The sequence below is a fragment of the Mesorhizobium sp. SP-1A genome (genome assembly GCF_032460275.1).
Lineage (GTDB): Bacteria > Pseudomonadota > Alphaproteobacteria > Rhizobiales > Rhizobiaceae > Mesorhizobium.
In genome coordinates, this window is the sequence record NZ_JAVXZD010000009.1 from 50,829 (window position 1) to 65,596 (window position 14,768).

General features: G+C 62.9%; 11 protein-coding genes. 5 read left to right on the top strand and 6 right to left on the bottom strand.

The annotated features are described in order from the left end of the window. The first annotated feature begins 34 nt into the window (after positions 1-34). Together QU595_RS26790 and QU595_RS26795 are read left to right on the top strand one after the other, a co-directional pair. Positions 35-751 (top strand): alpha/beta hydrolase, encoded by a 717-nt coding sequence (locus QU595_RS26790; RefSeq protein ID WP_315927745.1) that lies wholly within the window; start codon positions 35-37, stop codon positions 749-751. Further along, on the top strand, positions 748-1,458 hold the full coding sequence (locus QU595_RS26795) for an RraA family protein (RefSeq protein WP_315927747.1): 711 nt from the start codon (positions 748-750) through the stop codon (positions 1,456-1,458). Before QU595_RS26790 ends, QU595_RS26795 begins: the two co-directional genes overlap by 4 nt. Before the next feature lie 129 nt (positions 1,459-1,587). Here QU595_RS26795 and QU595_RS26800 read toward each other — a convergent pair whose 3' ends face one another. From QU595_RS26800 to QU595_RS26820, 5 genes are all read right to left on the bottom strand, one after another. Then, a complete protein-coding gene (locus tag QU595_RS26800; RefSeq protein ID WP_315927749.1) occupies positions 1,588-4,737 on the bottom strand; it encodes an efflux RND transporter permease subunit in 3,150 nt (1,049 codons plus the stop codon). Positions 4,738-4,764: 27 nt separating this feature from the next. Continuing rightward, positions 4,765-5,904, bottom strand: coding sequence for an efflux RND transporter periplasmic adaptor subunit (locus tag QU595_RS26805; protein ID WP_315927751.1), 1,140 nt, complete (start codon positions 5,902-5,904; stop codon positions 4,765-4,767). Positions 5,905-5,944: 40 nt separating this feature from the next. After that, positions 5,945-6,550: a TetR family transcriptional regulator gene (locus QU595_RS26810; RefSeq protein ID WP_315927753.1), complete on the bottom strand. Its 606-nt coding sequence runs from the start codon at positions 6,548-6,550 to the stop codon at positions 5,945-5,947. 254 nt (positions 6,551-6,804) lie between these two features. After that, complete coding sequence (locus tag QU595_RS26815; protein WP_315927755.1) at positions 6,805-8,199, bottom strand: nucleobase:cation symporter-2 family protein; 1,395 nt, start codon at positions 8,197-8,199, stop codon at positions 6,805-6,807. A 46-nt stretch (positions 8,200-8,245) separates the two neighbouring features. Continuing rightward, on the bottom strand, positions 8,246-8,716 hold the full coding sequence (locus QU595_RS26820; protein WP_315927757.1) for a nucleoside deaminase: 471 nt from the start codon (positions 8,714-8,716) through the stop codon (positions 8,246-8,248). 139 nt (positions 8,717-8,855) lie between these two features. Here QU595_RS26820 and QU595_RS26825 point away from each other — a divergent pair, with 139 nt between their 5' ends. Next, on the top strand, positions 8,856-9,737 hold the full coding sequence (locus QU595_RS26825) for a LysR family transcriptional regulator (protein ID WP_315927759.1): 882 nt from the start codon (positions 8,856-8,858) through the stop codon (positions 9,735-9,737). 237 nt (positions 9,738-9,974) lie between these two features. Here QU595_RS26825 and QU595_RS26830 read toward each other — a convergent pair whose 3' ends face one another. After that, positions 9,975-11,690 carry a hypothetical protein gene (locus tag QU595_RS26830; RefSeq protein WP_315927761.1) on the bottom strand — a complete coding sequence of 572 codons (1,716 nt, stop codon included), beginning with the start codon at positions 11,688-11,690 and terminating at the stop codon, positions 9,975-9,977. A gap of 205 nt (positions 11,691-11,895) precedes the next feature. Here QU595_RS26830 and QU595_RS26835 point away from each other — a divergent pair, with 205 nt between their 5' ends. Together QU595_RS26835 and QU595_RS26840 are read left to right on the top strand one after the other, a co-directional pair. After that, positions 11,896-12,345, top strand: coding sequence for a hypothetical protein (locus QU595_RS26835; protein WP_315927763.1), 450 nt, complete (start codon positions 11,896-11,898; stop codon positions 12,343-12,345). Next, positions 12,346-14,760: a YadA-like family protein gene (locus tag QU595_RS26840; protein WP_315927765.1), complete on the top strand. Its 2,415-nt coding sequence runs from the start codon at positions 12,346-12,348 to the stop codon at positions 14,758-14,760. The last annotated feature ends 8 nt before the right edge of the window (positions 14,761-14,768 follow it).

Sequence of the window (14,768 nt, forward strand, 5' to 3'; positions counted from 1 at the left end):
TCGGAACGGCGCCCTTTCTCGGGAAGCGGCATAGATGCGAGCCAAACGGCAGGCCCTGGTCCTGGTGCCGGGAATGATGTGCGACGAAAGGCTGTTCGCGCCGCAGTCGGCGCATCTTTCGGCAGGCTGCGACATCTGGATTCCCGACATCGGCCGCAAGGCATCGATTACGGAACTGGCGCAGGAGGTCCTGACCTCCTGTCCCTTTCCCGCCTTCGCCCTTTGCGGGCTTTCGATGGGCGGCATCGTCGCAATGGAAATGGCGAGGCAGTCCCCGGACAGGATCGAGCGCCTGGCGCTCCTCGACACCAATCATCTGGCCGATGCCCCCGAGCGTCATGAGATCCGCAACCGGCAGATCTCGGCTGCCCGGTCGGGCGGGTTCGAGCGGGTCGTCGCCGAAGAGATGATGCCGTTCTATTTTTCGGCCGCGAACAAGGACGACGCGACGCTCCGGGGCCTCGTCATGGCCATGGCGCGCGACGTCGGGGCGCGCGCTTTCGTCAACCAGTCCATTGCCCTGCGCGATCGCAACGGCGCCGAAGATGTCGTCGCCGCATACGCCCGCCCCATGCTGGTCCTGTGCGGGGCGGAGGACATCGTATGTCCGGTGTCCCGCCATCAAGCGATTTCGGCGCTCAACCGGCGCGCGGAGCTCAGGATCGTGGCAGCGGCGGGGCACCTCTCGACGCTCGAACAACCCGCTCACGTCAACGCCGCCTTGGAATCCTGGCTCACGAGAAAAGCATGAACACCAAGACCCTGGACCCCAGCCTTCTCGACCTGCTGCGCTCGGTCGATACGCCAACCGTCTGCAACGCGATCGAAGTGGCGCAGGGCAGGCGGGGATTCGACCGCTTTACCCGCCGGACGGTGCTGGCGGCCCATCCCGGTCTGGCCCCTATCGTCGGCTTCGCCAGAACGGCGCGGATACGCGCCAGGACGCCGTCCGGCGATGCGGCCGAGACGGTGAGAGCCCGGCGCATGGCCTATTACAAATACATGGCGGAAGCGCCGCGCCCGGCTCTGGCCGTGATCGAAGACCTCGACTTCCCCGACTGCGTCGGCGCCTACTGGGGCGAAATCAATACGGAAGTCCACAAGGGGCTCGGTGTCTCGGGTGCGCTGACCAACGGCGTGATGCGCGACCTGGGTGACATGGCCGCGGATTTCCAGGTCATCGCCGGCTCGGTCGGCCCCAGCCATGGCTTTGTCCATGTCGTGGATTTCGACGAACGGGTCAATGTCTTCGGTCTCGAGGTGGCGCCAGGCGAACTGGTGCATGCCGACCGGCACGGCGCCGTGGTGGTGCCGAACGAGACGATACCCGTTCTGGCCCGTTCCATCGCGAAGCTCCAGGCGAGCGAGCGCCTGATCCTCGATCCGGCCCGTCGTCCGGGTTTCGATTTCGCGGCTTTCGAGGCCGCATGGGCCGCCTTCGAAAGGTCGCGCATCTAGTTCGGGCTCCGGAGCACTACCGCCAGAAGGCAAGGAGCGGTTCAAGACCCTCGGCATGTTGATCGAGGGCGATCAAATGGCCGACCTCGGCGACGAGGTCCGTTCCCGCCGCGCTCGGCGCCTTGTCTGCTATTCGGCCGCCAGCGCCGGGCGGTTGCCGGTTTCCGCGACGCCGTGGCCGGCGTTCGGGTCATGCGCGGCGGCGGCGTGCCCGCCCTTTTTCTGCCGCGCGAAGAAGAGCGCGTAGCCGGCCGGCAGGACCAGGATGGTCAGCACGGTCGCAACCAGGATGCCGCCCATCATCGCATAGGCCAGAGGGCCCCAGAAAACGCCGCGCGAGATCGGGATCAGCGCCAGCACCGCCGTCAGCGCGGTCAGCATGATCGGCCTGAAACGGCGTACGGCCGCGCCGACGATCGCCTCGGCGCGCTCCATGCCGCCGGCGATGTCCTGGTCGATCTGGTCGACGAGGATGATGGAATTGCGCATGATGATGCCGAGCAGGGCGATCACCCCGAGGATCGCCACGAAGCCGAAGGGGGCGCCGCTGACGAGCAGCGCCGCGGCGGCGCCGATGATGCCGAGCGGGCCGGTCGCCAGCACCAGCATCGCCTTGCCGAAATGCTGCAGCTGCGCCATCAGCAGCACGACGATGACCAGCAGCATGATCGGCGCCTTGGCGGCGATCGAGGCCTGGCTTTCGGCCGAATCCTCTGCGCCTCCCTGGATCTCGATCTTGTAGCCGGCCGGCAGGCTGGCCCGCAGGTCCTTCATGCCGTCGTAGAGCCGGGTGACGACGTCGTTCGACTGGACGCCGTCGGGCAGCGTCGCGCGCACCGAGATCGTGGGCAGCCGGTCGCGCCGCCATTCGATTCCCTGCTCCATGACGGGCGCCACCTTGGCGATCTGCGAAACCGGCACGAAGCCGCCGAAATCCGTCGGCACATAGACGGAATCGACGGCCGACAGCAGCGAGCGGCTGGCATCCGGCTCGCGCGCCACGATCGAGACCGTTTCCTCGCCGTCGCGGAACTGGTCGAGCGGCGCGCCGGACGTCGCGGCCTGCAGCACCTGGCGCACGCGCTGCGAGGTGACGCCGAGCGCCCGTGCCCGGTCCTGATCGATCACCAGCTTCATCGAGGGCACCGGCTCGAGCCAGTCGTCATGCACGGCGCCGAGCAACGGATCGGCCTGGAACCGCGCCTTGACCTGGTCGGCGATGGCGCGCACCTGCTTGCGGTCGGGGCCCATCACGCGCATCTGCACGGGCCAGCCCGTCGGCGGCCCGAGGAAGAGGCGATCCACCTTGGCGCGGATCGAGGGGAAATCCCTTGCGAGGATCGAGCGCAGCTTGACGATCAGGCGCTCGCGCGCCGGCTCGTCCCTGGCCATGACCAGGAGCTGGGCGAAGTTCGGGTTGGCGAGCTGCTGGTCGAGCGGCAGGAAGAAGCGCGGCGCGCCCTCGCCGACATAGGTGGCGATGAACCGCTTGTCGGGGTCGTCCATCATCCTCGCTTCGAGGGCCTCGGCCTGCTTTTCGACCTCCTTGATGCTGGTGCCTTCGGGCAGCCACAGATCGACAAGGATCTCGGGACGTTCGGATTGCGGGAAGAAGTTCTGGGGAATGAACTGGAACGACCAGAGGCTGGCGCCGAACGCCGCCAGCGTCAGGACCAGGACGGCGATGCGGTGCCGCACCGCCCAGCCCACGGTTGCCCTGAGACGCCGGTAGAAGGGCGTATCGAAGACGTCGTGACGCTCGCCGGCGTGGCGGCGCTGCTTCAGGATCGCATAGCCGAGCCAGGGCGTGAAGTAGACCGCCACGAACCAGGACACGACGAGAGCGATGCCGACCACGTAGAACAGCGAGCGCACATATTCGCCGGCGGTCGAGGCCGCGAAGCCGACCGGGATGAAGCCGGCGGTGGTGATCAGTGTGCCGGTCAGCATCGGGAAAGCGGTCGAGCTGTAGGCGAAGCTGGCCGCATCGAGCTTGACCAGCCCCTCCTCCAGCTTGCGTTCCATGAGTTCCACCACGATCATGGCGTCGTCGACTAGCAGCCCGAGCGCGATGATGAGCGCGCCGAGCGAAATGCGCTGCAGGTCGATGCCCAGTTCGTACATGATGGCGAAGGTCGCGGCCAGGACGAGCGGGATGGCGATGGCGATCACCAGGCCCGAGCGCCAGCCGATCGACAGGAAGGAGACGGCGAGCACGATGGCGAGCGCTTCGCCCAGAGCCCGCATGAACTCGCCGATGGCATCGGTCACCACCTTCGGCTGGTTGGCGATCTGGTCGATCGACACCCCGTAGGGCAGGGATTTCTCGAAGCGGTCATATGTTTCCCGGACCGCGGCGCCGACATCCGTGACCTTGAAGCCCTTGGCCATGACCACGCCGATCTGGACGCTGTCATGGCCGTTGAAACGGTATCTGCGCTGGGGCGGGTCCTGAAGGCCGGCGGTCACCATGGCTATGTCGCCGAGCCGGATCACGCCGTTGCCGGTGCGCAGGCGCAGTTCGCGCAGCTCCGCCACCTTTTTCAGGTCGCCCTCGACGGAAATGCGCACCGAACGCGTGCCGGTATCGACAGTGCCGGCCGGATCGACATTGTTCTGGCCCCTGATCGCGTTCTGCAGGTCGAGCACCGTCAGTCCGCGCTCGGCCAGCGCCTTGGACGAAACGTCGATGTAGATCGCCTGCGGCTGGTCGCCGATGATGACGGCCTTCTCCACGCCCGGCGTCGTCAGCAGCACGTCGCGCGCCTGGACGGCGAATTTTTTCAGCTCCGGATAGCTGTATCCGTCGCCGCTGATCGAATGCAGCGTGATGAAGGTGTCGCCGAACTCGTCGTTGAAATAGGGCCCCAGCAATCCGCGCGGCAGGTCGCCGGCGATGTCGCCGACCTTCTTGCGCACCTGATAGAAGGCGTCCGCGACCTGCGCCGCGTCCGTGTCGCCCTTGATCTGGACGGTGATGATGGCGCTTCCGGGCCGCGAATAGGAGCGCACGAAATCCAGGTGCGGCGTTTCCTGCAGCTTGCGCTCGATCTTGTTGACGACCTGGTCTTCCATGTCCTGCAGCGATGCGCCGGGCCACACGGCCTGGACGACCATGACGCGGAAGGTGAAGGCCGGATCCTCGCTCTGGCCCATGCGCAGCAGGCCGAACGCGCCGGCAATGATGATCAGCCCGAACAGGAACCGCGCGATGCTGGGGTGGCGGATCGCCCAGCGCGACAGGTTGAAGGGCTCCTTGGCGTCAGCGGAGATCGTCATGACCGCCTCCTGGTCGAGCGGGTTGGTTCAGCGGACGGCGACGGCGTCGGCAGACGCGGCGCTCCGGTCGTCCGGCAGCTTCACCTTCAGGTTCTCGGTCATGAACTGCGTGCCGGCGGCCACCACGAGGTCGCCAGGCTGCAACCCCTGCGCGACGCGGACCCCGTCGGGCGTGAAATCCGCCACGGCGACGTCGCGCGCATGGACCGTCGCGGTGCGCTGGTCCACCACCCACACGATCGGCTTGCCGTCCCTGTCGGCCAGCGCCGCGAGCGGCACCGACGCCGACCGCGGCGCGGCCTCGACCTTTGCCCGGACCGTGGCCGTCATGCCGAGCAGCACGCGCGGATCGTCCGGAAGGCTGACGCGGACGGAGAAGGTCCGCGACTGCGGGTCCGCGCTGCCGGCCACCTCCCGCACCTTTCCGTCCAGCCGCAGCCGGTCGTCGGTCCAGAAGCCGACTTCGATGGCCTGGTCGCGCCTGAAGTGCGAAATGTCCGTTTCCGGCACGGCGATCTGGACTTCCTTCTCGCCGTCCGCCGCCACCGCGAGAACCGGCGTGCCGGTGCCGACGACCTGGCCCCTGTCGGCGCTGACGGCCGTCACGATGCCGCTGCGGTCGGCCTTCAGCTGCGCATAGGAAACCTGGTTCGTCGTCTGGCGGAGCGCGGAAAACGCCGCGTCCCGGCTCGCCGTGGCCTGCTGGTAGCCCAGCGTCGCCGCGTCGAGCTCCGCTTGGGAAGAGAACTTCCGCTGGAAGAGCTGCTGGGCCCGTTTCAGCGTGAATCCGGCCGTTTCGGCCTGCTTTTTGGCTGCGTCGAGATTGGCCTCGGCCGTCTGCACGGCCAGCTCGTAGTCCGTCGCGTCGATGCGGGCCAGCACGTCTCCCGGCTTCACGCGGTCGCCGACGTCGACCAGCCGTTCGATGATCTTGCCGGGAACGCGGAAGCCGAGGCTCATCTCGGTGCGCGCCCTCACCGCGCCGGAATAGACGAGCTCGCGGCCGGCATCGGCGCTTGCGATTTCGACGACCTTGACCGGCCGGATGGTTTCGACCGCCTCCGTCTTCGCCTCGGTGCAGGCGCTGGCACCAGCGCCGATCGCGCCGAACAGCGCGGCCAGGGCGAGAAACCTCGAATATCTGTCGAAGACGCTGAACGAATGCATCGTCCGTACTCCTGAGCCTGCCCCGATTAGGCCGCCCGCCCTATTTCAATGCCCTGATCGCGTAGTCGACGAGCTCGTCGGGCCTGGCGCGGTTCTGTTTCGCAAGGCACTGGGCCACCATCTGCGGGTGGCAGAGCGTCACCGTCGCGGCGCCGATGCACCTGGCGGCGACATCGACGTCCTGCTCGGCGAACTCGCCCGCTTCGATCCCTTCGCGGATGATGTCGGCATAGACCGCATGGAGGCGGTCGATGTGCTTCTCGATGACATGCCAGTCGCGCTCGATCGCCACCACCACCATTTCATGCACCTTCTGCTCGTCGAGCATCGTCTCGACGGTCAGCCGGTGCTGCTCGATGATGCAGCGGCGCAGGCGCTCCGAAGCAGGAAGCGGCTGCTTCGAAATGCCGAGGGCGAGATGCAGGCTCGCCGCCAGCATGCGCCCGCAGATCGCCTGATGGATTTCGACCTTGGAGGTGAAGAAGCGATAGATGTTGGCCGGCGACATGCCGAGGTCGCGGGCGATGTCGGCGACCGTGGTCTTGTTGTAGCCGTAGTGCCGGAAAAGCCGCTCGGCCGCCGCGAGGATGCGCTCGACATTCTCCTGCCGGCCTGGGTCCAGGGCGTTTTCGGCTGCTTCACTCATGGCCGTTCTATGACTTCTTACGTGTGACGAAATTTGATTTTCGTCACACGTAACTCTTTATCGGCTGTCCGTCAAGCGCGCATCCGTCCCGCCGTCGTTGCCGAACTGGCCATCCGGAGCGGGTCAAGCGATGGTTCTGGGGACCGCGCTCGAAACGGGCCGTGTCGCTGCATCCGGCGGAATGTGCTACCCGTCCGAGCGCCCTCCCAACCCGCCGACTCCCAAACCCGCTGCCCGAGAGGGAAGGGGTCGGTTCATTCTTCCAGGACGAGTTCGTTGTCTTCGGAAAACCCGTTCAATCCTAGATTCAGCCCGATGGCCGTCAATGCTCCCAGGATGGCTGACGATCCGAAGATCGGTTGCGACCATTGGGGCATGAATTTGAAGAAGTCTGGGCTTACAAGGGGAATGACGGACATGACGATGCTTATGCCGATGGTGAAATAATTGTTGAACGTCGTGTCGAAGTCGATCTTCCGGACGACCTTTATGCCGAAGACGACGAGGCAGCTGAATATCACGAAGCCGACACCGCCAACGACCGGTTTGGGCAGGCTGGCCACGAACATCGCCAGGAAAGGCGAAAGGCCGAGCAGCACGAGCAGCACGCCCGCCAGGGCGACGACCCAACGGCTCTTCACCCCGGTGATTGTGATCAGGGCGACGTTTTCGGTGATCGAGACATAAAGGAACGAATTGAAAAAGCCGCCGATGATGGTGGCCAAGCCGTCGGCCCGCAGCAGATCCGAGAAGGTGCGGCGGGTGGGCTTCCTGTCGACGATTTCACCCAGAATGATGGTGGTTCCGATAGACTCCACCCAAGTGATGGCCAGGATCATGCACAGCATCAGGATGGGCACGAAATGAAAGGTGGGCGGACCGAAGTGCAACGGTGAGACGAGAGCGATCGGCGCGCTTGAAGACACCTCGCTCAGGTCCAACATTCCCATGAACCCGGCGATGACGGACCCGATGATCAGCCCCAGGAAAACGGCAATGTTGCGCACAAAGCCCTTGCCAAACACATAGATCAGGATGATCGTCGAGAGAACCGCGAGCGCGAGCATAATGTATCGGGGGTTTCCGGCATCCGCCACGAAGCCGCCCTTCGCATACTGGATGGCGACCGGGATGAGGCTGAGGCCGATCGTGATGAGGATCGACCCCACCACCACCGGCGGGAATATGCGCACCACATAAGCGCCGATGGGCGCGAGCAGCAGCGAAACGATACCGGCTATGATGACCGCTCCATAAATCGCCTGCAAGCCGCCGGTTGGCCCGAGCTGGGTAAAGCCCGGGTCCGTGCCGATGGCGATCAGCGGAGAAAGCGCGGCGAATGTAAGCCCTTGCATCATCGGCAGGCGCACACCGAATCTCCAGAAGCCGACCGTCTGGATGATGGTGGCAATACCGCAGGTGATGAGATCCGACTGGATCAGCACCGAGATCTGCTCGGTCGACAGATGCAGGGCATTGCCTATGATCAGCGGGACGGCGACCGCTCCGGTATACATGACGGCGACGTTCTGTATCGCCAGCAGGAGTATTCGGAGCGGCGGGATGAATTCATCGACCGGATGAACGGAACTGTCCCGACCGTAAGACGTGTCGTTGGCTAAGGCTGTCATTGCAACTGGCTCCTCCACCGGTTGTCAATTGATTACGGCTGATGCGACGTGCTTTCTGTTGTGCTCACCAAAAACCAATGTGGTCGGCGACGATTTCGTTTTCCAGTTCGGGATAGGGTCCGCGGACTTCGACCTTGCGCTGGCCGGCCGCGAAGACTTCATGGCAGCTCAGGTTCATCGTTAGGTTTTCGGGATTGTCGCCGGTCAGTTCGGCAAGGCGTTTTTCGGGAGTACCGTAAAGAAGGGACCCGATACCGGCCCAGTAGATGGTGCCGGCGCACATGCAGCACGGCTCCAGTGGGGTGACGAGCGTGCAGCTTGCGAGGAATCCGGGTTCATAGAGCTTCACCGCCTTGCGGGCCAGGTTCGTTTCCGCATGGCCCACGCCCTTGTCTTCCTTATAAGAATTGTGGGCAGTGAGAATGACGTTCCCTTCGCCGTCGACGAGTAACGCGCCGAACGGATGGTTGCCTTCCAGCTTGGCATCCCGCGAAACCTTTATGGCCTCGCGCAACAGCTCGATGTCCTTGTTCAATGGTCTGTCTTTCCTTTTGAAATGAGGCTGTGGCTGATCATCGCGATGGCGTCGCGCTTCTCAAAGTAGAATTAATCGTGCATCGTGTTGCGAAAATTCGTACACCTCACCTGCCATTTGCCTGAGAGGGAGCCAGCCAGTGTGGGCTTTTTCGCGCGAGCTGCAGTCGTTCGTTGTTGTCGCCCGCGAGAACTCCATCCGCCAGGCCGCCGAGAAGCTCAACGTGTCGGCATCGGCGCTGAGCCGCCAGATGCAGATCCTCGAACGCAGCCTTGGAATAACCTTGTTCGTCCGAGACCCGCAGGGAATACAGATCACCGAGCGGGGCCGCCTATTGCTTGGCCGGATGGAAAAATGGGCGATGGAAGGAGACGTGCTGAAATCGTCTTTGCGCCTGGACCCCGCGAAAGAAGGTAAACAGTTTCGGATCGGCATCATGGAATGCCTGGTTCCTCACGCCATTCCTCTTCTGGAGCTGACCAGGACCTATCCGGGATGCCGGCTGCAACTGACGATCGGCAACACCAGGCTGCTGACGACGCTTTTGAAGCGAAACGAACTGGATGCGAGCATCGCGTTCAACGTGCCACCACAGCCGCACATCCGCATCCACACCGAAAAGGAATTCCTCATCGGGCTGGCCCATGGCCACACCATGATCCCGGAAGGCACGCGGCCTTACCGGCTGGAAGACTGTCTCAAATGGCCCATCTGCCTGCCCGACCGTAGCCTGCAAATCTTCACCCGGCTGGAAGCCGAGATCAATCGCTGCAAGTCCGACGCCAACATTGTCTCGAGAACCAACTCTTTCGAGTTCATCAAGCTGTTCGTTGCCAGCGGGAAAGGCGTGGCCTTCGCAACCCACCTGGACGTTTCGAGCAGCGTGAAGCGCGGGGATTTCTTGTTCTCTGAAATCGCGAGTTATCGCCTGTCGCAAACCTTGCAATTGTGCAGTTCGCGGCATCAAAACCTGGAGCCGCCGATGCTGGGTATCTTGGAGAGGTTCTGGACGACCCTCTAGCGTCGGGCTCGTTCCGAGCCAAAGGCCCTTTCAGAGTCATACAGGCAAAAGACCGTAGGAGTGTGAAGCCGGGCGCCTTGAGACATGTCGACGCGTGGCCGAGTTTGCCCTGGGCGGCCTGCTTTTCCGGGTCGGATTGTTGCGAACTCGACTGGCGGCAGGTCAGCGAGCCGAATGTGCCGAGGCACCCGACCGGGAGCCCGATACAACCGACCGGCACCGCTTGTAGGTGATCGGTCACATGAGCCCGGCCTTGCGCAGGCCGTTCACCACCTTGTCCGTATAGTCCTGGCGAACGCGTTTGAATGCGAAATCGCTGTCCAGGTGACGTTCATATCCCGGCCGTAACGCCTGCAGCTCCTGCCAGGCGGCCATTGCCTGCTTCCTGTCGCCAAGAGAACCGAATGCAGCGGCGCGAAAGAGCGGGACCATGTAATATTTTTCGGCATTGGCCATGTAGAGATGCTCAATCGACTGCTTGTAGTCTGCGTTGAAAAACTCCCAATAGGCGTTCGGAAGATAGAAAATGTCCCCTGTCTGGTCCGCCTCGGCCTGTGCTTCGCGCGCCAGTTCCAGCGCCTCGTCGAAGCGGCCGAGCCGCGAGACGGTCAAGCCGATGCGGCCTTTCAAAAACGGATCGAGGGTGAAAAGCTGTCGTAGTTTCGCGGCGACCTGATCGAACGTGGCCAGCCTGCCGACGTTGAATGCCGTGAACATGCGCGCCTGAAGGGTGAGATAGGTGCCAGGCGCCAGATAATCGGCTTTCTCGGCCGCCTCGCGCTGCAATTCCACAAAGGGTTGCGGATCCTGGCCGTATGAGGAGGCAGCCTGCGACGACCAATTGTACGATAAACTCAACAAGGCCCATGCAAGGCCATTGTCAGGCTCGTTCGCCACGATCTGGCTCAGGCAATCGACTGAGTCAGACTGGAGCTTGTCGTCGTAGAAAAGCGCCCGCCGCTGGGACCGTGCAAGACATTTCAGGTTGGTGCTTGCCGCATTGTCGTTCTCGCTGAGCACGACGGACAACGCGCCCTCGGTGCCCAGGATGTCGCTGGCGATCGCAGCCACGATCGTTTTGGCATCGGCCCCGTTCCCGATCGTGCGCCCCGCGCCGACAACGCGTTGTTTGCCGATATAGGTCAAGCGCCAGTTGACGGTATTATCCGACGACGAACCGTCAACCGTCACCTGCAGCGCAAACGTGTCGTTCCGTTCGGTATCGGACAGCGTGTCGGCCCGCGACAGATCGTTGCTTTCCATGACGGTGACATTGCCATATCCGGACAGCGCGGGACTGAGACGCTCGGAAATGAACCCGACAAGTTCGTCCGCGTTTCGGGAACTGCCGATCGCTACCACCTTGTCCAACAGCAGGATCGGCCGTTGCGCGCCCGCTGGCGCGTTCGCAACGAAAGCGGCATATCCGCCGTAGAGTGCGATGGGCAACAAAAACAGGCCCAGAAGCGCATATGCTCCATTGGATCGGATTTCCCTGATCCAGCGCGGCGGCTTCGGCGCGGTTTCCGGTATCGAAGCGGGGGCAAGCAAAGCCGCCGAGTCCGAATTCGCGTTGTAGAGATGGAAGACGGGGACGTATGATCCCTTCTGCAGGCTGATCCTGACGCCGTCTTTAGCCGCCGAACTATAATTGTAGGCGTCGAGCGCCTTTCTCAGCCTGTTTGCCGTCGTGCGAACGATGGAATCGTTGAATGCGTCATAATCTATACGGCGTTTGAAGACTTCAAGACCGATCGTATAGGATTTCAGGTGGCTCGACCTGCCTTCAACGATCTCCATGACAATGAATCTTAAAAAATCTTCGAGCCGTTTTGCATTGGCAAAATGATCTGATTCGAGGATTTCTTCCAACGTCGCGAGTATAGAATCTCTGTTTAAATCATAATCGGATATTTTCTCAAATAGCAGATTTGTCACCCCGCCTCCTGTCAATTCCGATCAAATCTGCCCCCTCGTACCGTACGAACCCCCGTCTAACGGTTCTATCATTGAGCTGAATCAATCGCCCAGATCATCAGGGTATTTCACCTGTTACACACGGTATGAAACGCTCCGAATCTCGCAAATATCATTCATTGTTCGACTAGCTACTTGACCCAGTGACGTTGCAACAATGGCGGGTTTGTGACGAGTGAGTGTGGAAGATCCCATAGGCAGCAACACTTTGCCGACCGGCAAATCCGAGCTTCGGGAAAGTGTTGCCAATGATCAGTCGCTTGATTCGACCGCAGGGTTGCTGGGCCGGCGGGTTCAGAGCGCCTGGAAGGCGATCGAGCACGCATACGGCAACCGGCTAAAGCCGGCAGAGCTGGATTATATGGTTGGCCGTTACGTCCTCGGGCTGACCATTCCTTTTCATTCCCGGAGCGATCCGGGCCTTCACCTCGGCGAATGCCGGCGTCTTCTGGACGGCATCTGGTCTCGCGACAGGGTCGAGCGGGCTTTGCACAAGGCGCCGCGCGAGACCAGCGACTGGGTTTCGCAGGCGTTCGGGAAAGCCCAGGAACTCGGCCTCAAGGCCGGAACAGGCATCCGCCACAGCGCGGAATGCGGTGCCGATCATCCCATTCACAGAGAGGGAATCTAAATGGGTATTTCCAACATTCATGGTTTTGGCGCGCAGCGCCCGCACCGCTCCGAACGGCGCCGCCTGATGGCCGTGCTGCGCCTGGCGCACAAATGCCTCGGCTTCAAGCGCAGGGGTCTGGCGCTCGGTCTCGTCGGACCTGGCGCGCTCGCCGCCGTCGTGCTTGCATCGGCCGGCGCGCATGCCGCCGATGCCACATGTGTCATCCCCGGAACCAACACGCCGATCGGCGATGTTTCCGCCGCGGGCGATCAGGTTGCCTGCGGGCAAGGTGCGATCGCTTCCGGAACCGACGCCACCGCCATCGGCGTAGGCGCCCGGGCTGAAGGAAATTATTCCACCGCTATCGGTGAGGAAGCGCATACCACTGGTCCGTTTGCCAACGCCATGGGTTATCAAGCCACGGCGGGCGGCCAGCACTCCATTGCCATTGGCTCGCTTGCGACCGTGGCAGGCGATGGGACGATCGGGATCGGCGACAGCGCCGGTACGGGGTCCACCGCCACTTTCAGCACTTTCATCGGCAACTCGGCTGGCAACAACAGCTCTGGCTACAACCAAATCGCCATTGGTATGAACGCTGGCGATTCTTCATCCGGCCAGTCCGTTGTCTTTATCGGCTCACTGGCAGGCATGCAATCAAACGGCCATTTCAATTCCGCAATAGGTTGGCAGGCCGGTGCACGTGTCGAAGGTGACGCCAACACAGCCATGGGCACCAGTTCTGGCGATCAAGTCACCGGGACGGGTAACTCAGCACTGGGTTTTGCTGCGGGAACCGCTGTCACCGGAAACCAGAACCTTAGCCTGGGATTTGAGGCAGGATTCGGGACGCAGGGCAATGATAATATCGGTCTCGGATTCTTTGGCGGGGGTGCTACCCAAGGCAACGCGAATATTGCACTCGGCAATATGGCTGGCGTCGCGACTGTCGGCGATGACAACCTCACGATGGGAAACTTGGCCGGCGCCTCCCAGAAGGGTAATCGCAACATCAGCTTCGGTTACAATGCCGGTGCTACAATCGGTGATATAAACGACCCATCAACCTGGGTAGCGACGAACGCCAACGATACGATTGCGCTCGGTTCGCATTCGTTTGCCAATGCCGACATGTCGGTCGCCATCGGATCAGGCGCGCAAAGTCTTGTCACCAACAACGTTTCCCTCGGCGCCGGCTCGGTCGACCGGGCCTATACCCAGGTCACGGGCGCCGACGTGAACGGCATGCAGCTCACGGGCTTCGCGGGAACCGCGACAGGCGTCGTGTCGGTCGGCGCGCAGGGCGCCGAACGCCAGATCGTCAATGTCGCTCCGGGAGAGGTTTCCTCAACGTCCACCGACGCCGTGAACGGCAGCCAGCTCTACTCCGTCGCCACGAAAATCGACAGCATGGAAAACGGCGGTGGCATCAAGTACTTCCACGCCAACTCCACCGCCGCCGACAGCCAGGCGACAGGCGCTGAAAGTGTTGCTGCCGGTCCGGCTTCGGTTGCCAGCGGCACCGGCAGCGTCGCCATGGGCTCCGGCGCGAATGCGGCTGCCGATGGCGGCGTCGCGATCGGTCAGGGCGCCGTTGCCAACAATGCCGGCGATGTCGCCCTGGGCGAAAATTCGGTTACGCAGGCGGCCGTCGGCACGGCAGGCACGACGATCCGCGGGCAGGACTACAGCTTCGCGGGCGCCGCGCCGGCAGGAACGGTCAGCGTCGGTGACGTTGGCAGCGAGCGCACGATCACCAACGTGGCGGCCGGACGCCTGTCCCGGGACTCCACGGACGCCGTCAATGGCAGCCAGCTCAACGCCACCAATCAGGCGGTCGAGAACATCGAGGCCGGTGTCGGGCAACTGGACGAGTTCGCCGTCAAGTACGACAAGAACACGGACGGGACCAGAGCCAACTCGGTCACGCTCATAGGCGGCGATCCCAATGCACCCGTTGTCCTGTCCAATGTTGCCGACGGCGTGAAGTCGAGCGACGCGGCCAATGTCGGACAGCTTCAGGCAGGACTGTCCAACACGCTCGTCCAGGCCAACGACTACACCGACACGCGCGTAAACTGGGCGGTGGACACGGCCAACAGCTACACCGACCAGGTCGCCAAGACCACGTTGAACCAGGCGAACGACTATACCGACTACAAGTTCGGGCAGATGAATGCCGATATCGACGGGGTGCGTTCGGAAGCGCGCCAGGCCGCGGCCATCGGCCTTGCCGCCGCTTCGTTGCGCTATGACGACCGCCCCGGAAAGGCGAGTGTGGCCATGGGCGGCGGCGTCTGGCGCAGCAAAGGGGCGCTGGCCTTCGGCGCCGGATATACCAGCGAGAACAGTCGCCTGCGCGCCAATGTCTCGGCCACCACGGCCGGAGGACATTGGGGGGCAGGGGCGGGGCTGAGCTTCACCCTCAATTGAGGCTCGGC

Excerpts from the sequence above, each read along its gene's own strand:
- QU595_RS26800 (WP_315927749.1), bottom strand. The coding sequence starts at position 4,737 with ATGACGATCTCCGCTGACGCCAAGGAGCCCTTCAACCTGTCGCGCTGG.
- QU595_RS26790 (WP_315927745.1), top strand. The coding sequence starts at position 35 with ATGCGAGCCAAACGGCAGGCCCTGGTCCTGGTGCCGGGAATGATGTGC.
- QU595_RS26840 (WP_315927765.1), top strand. The coding sequence starts at position 12,346 with ATGGGTATTTCCAACATTCATGGTTTTGGCGCGCAGCGCCCGCACCGC.
- QU595_RS26810 (WP_315927753.1), bottom strand. The coding sequence starts at position 6,550 with ATGAGTGAAGCAGCCGAAAACGCCCTGGACCCAGGCCGGCAGGAGAAT.
- QU595_RS26805 (WP_315927751.1), bottom strand. The coding sequence starts at position 5,904 with ATGCATTCGTTCAGCGTCTTCGACAGATATTCGAGGTTTCTCGCCCTG.
- QU595_RS26795 (WP_315927747.1), top strand. The coding sequence starts at position 748 with ATGAACACCAAGACCCTGGACCCCAGCCTTCTCGACCTGCTGCGCTCG.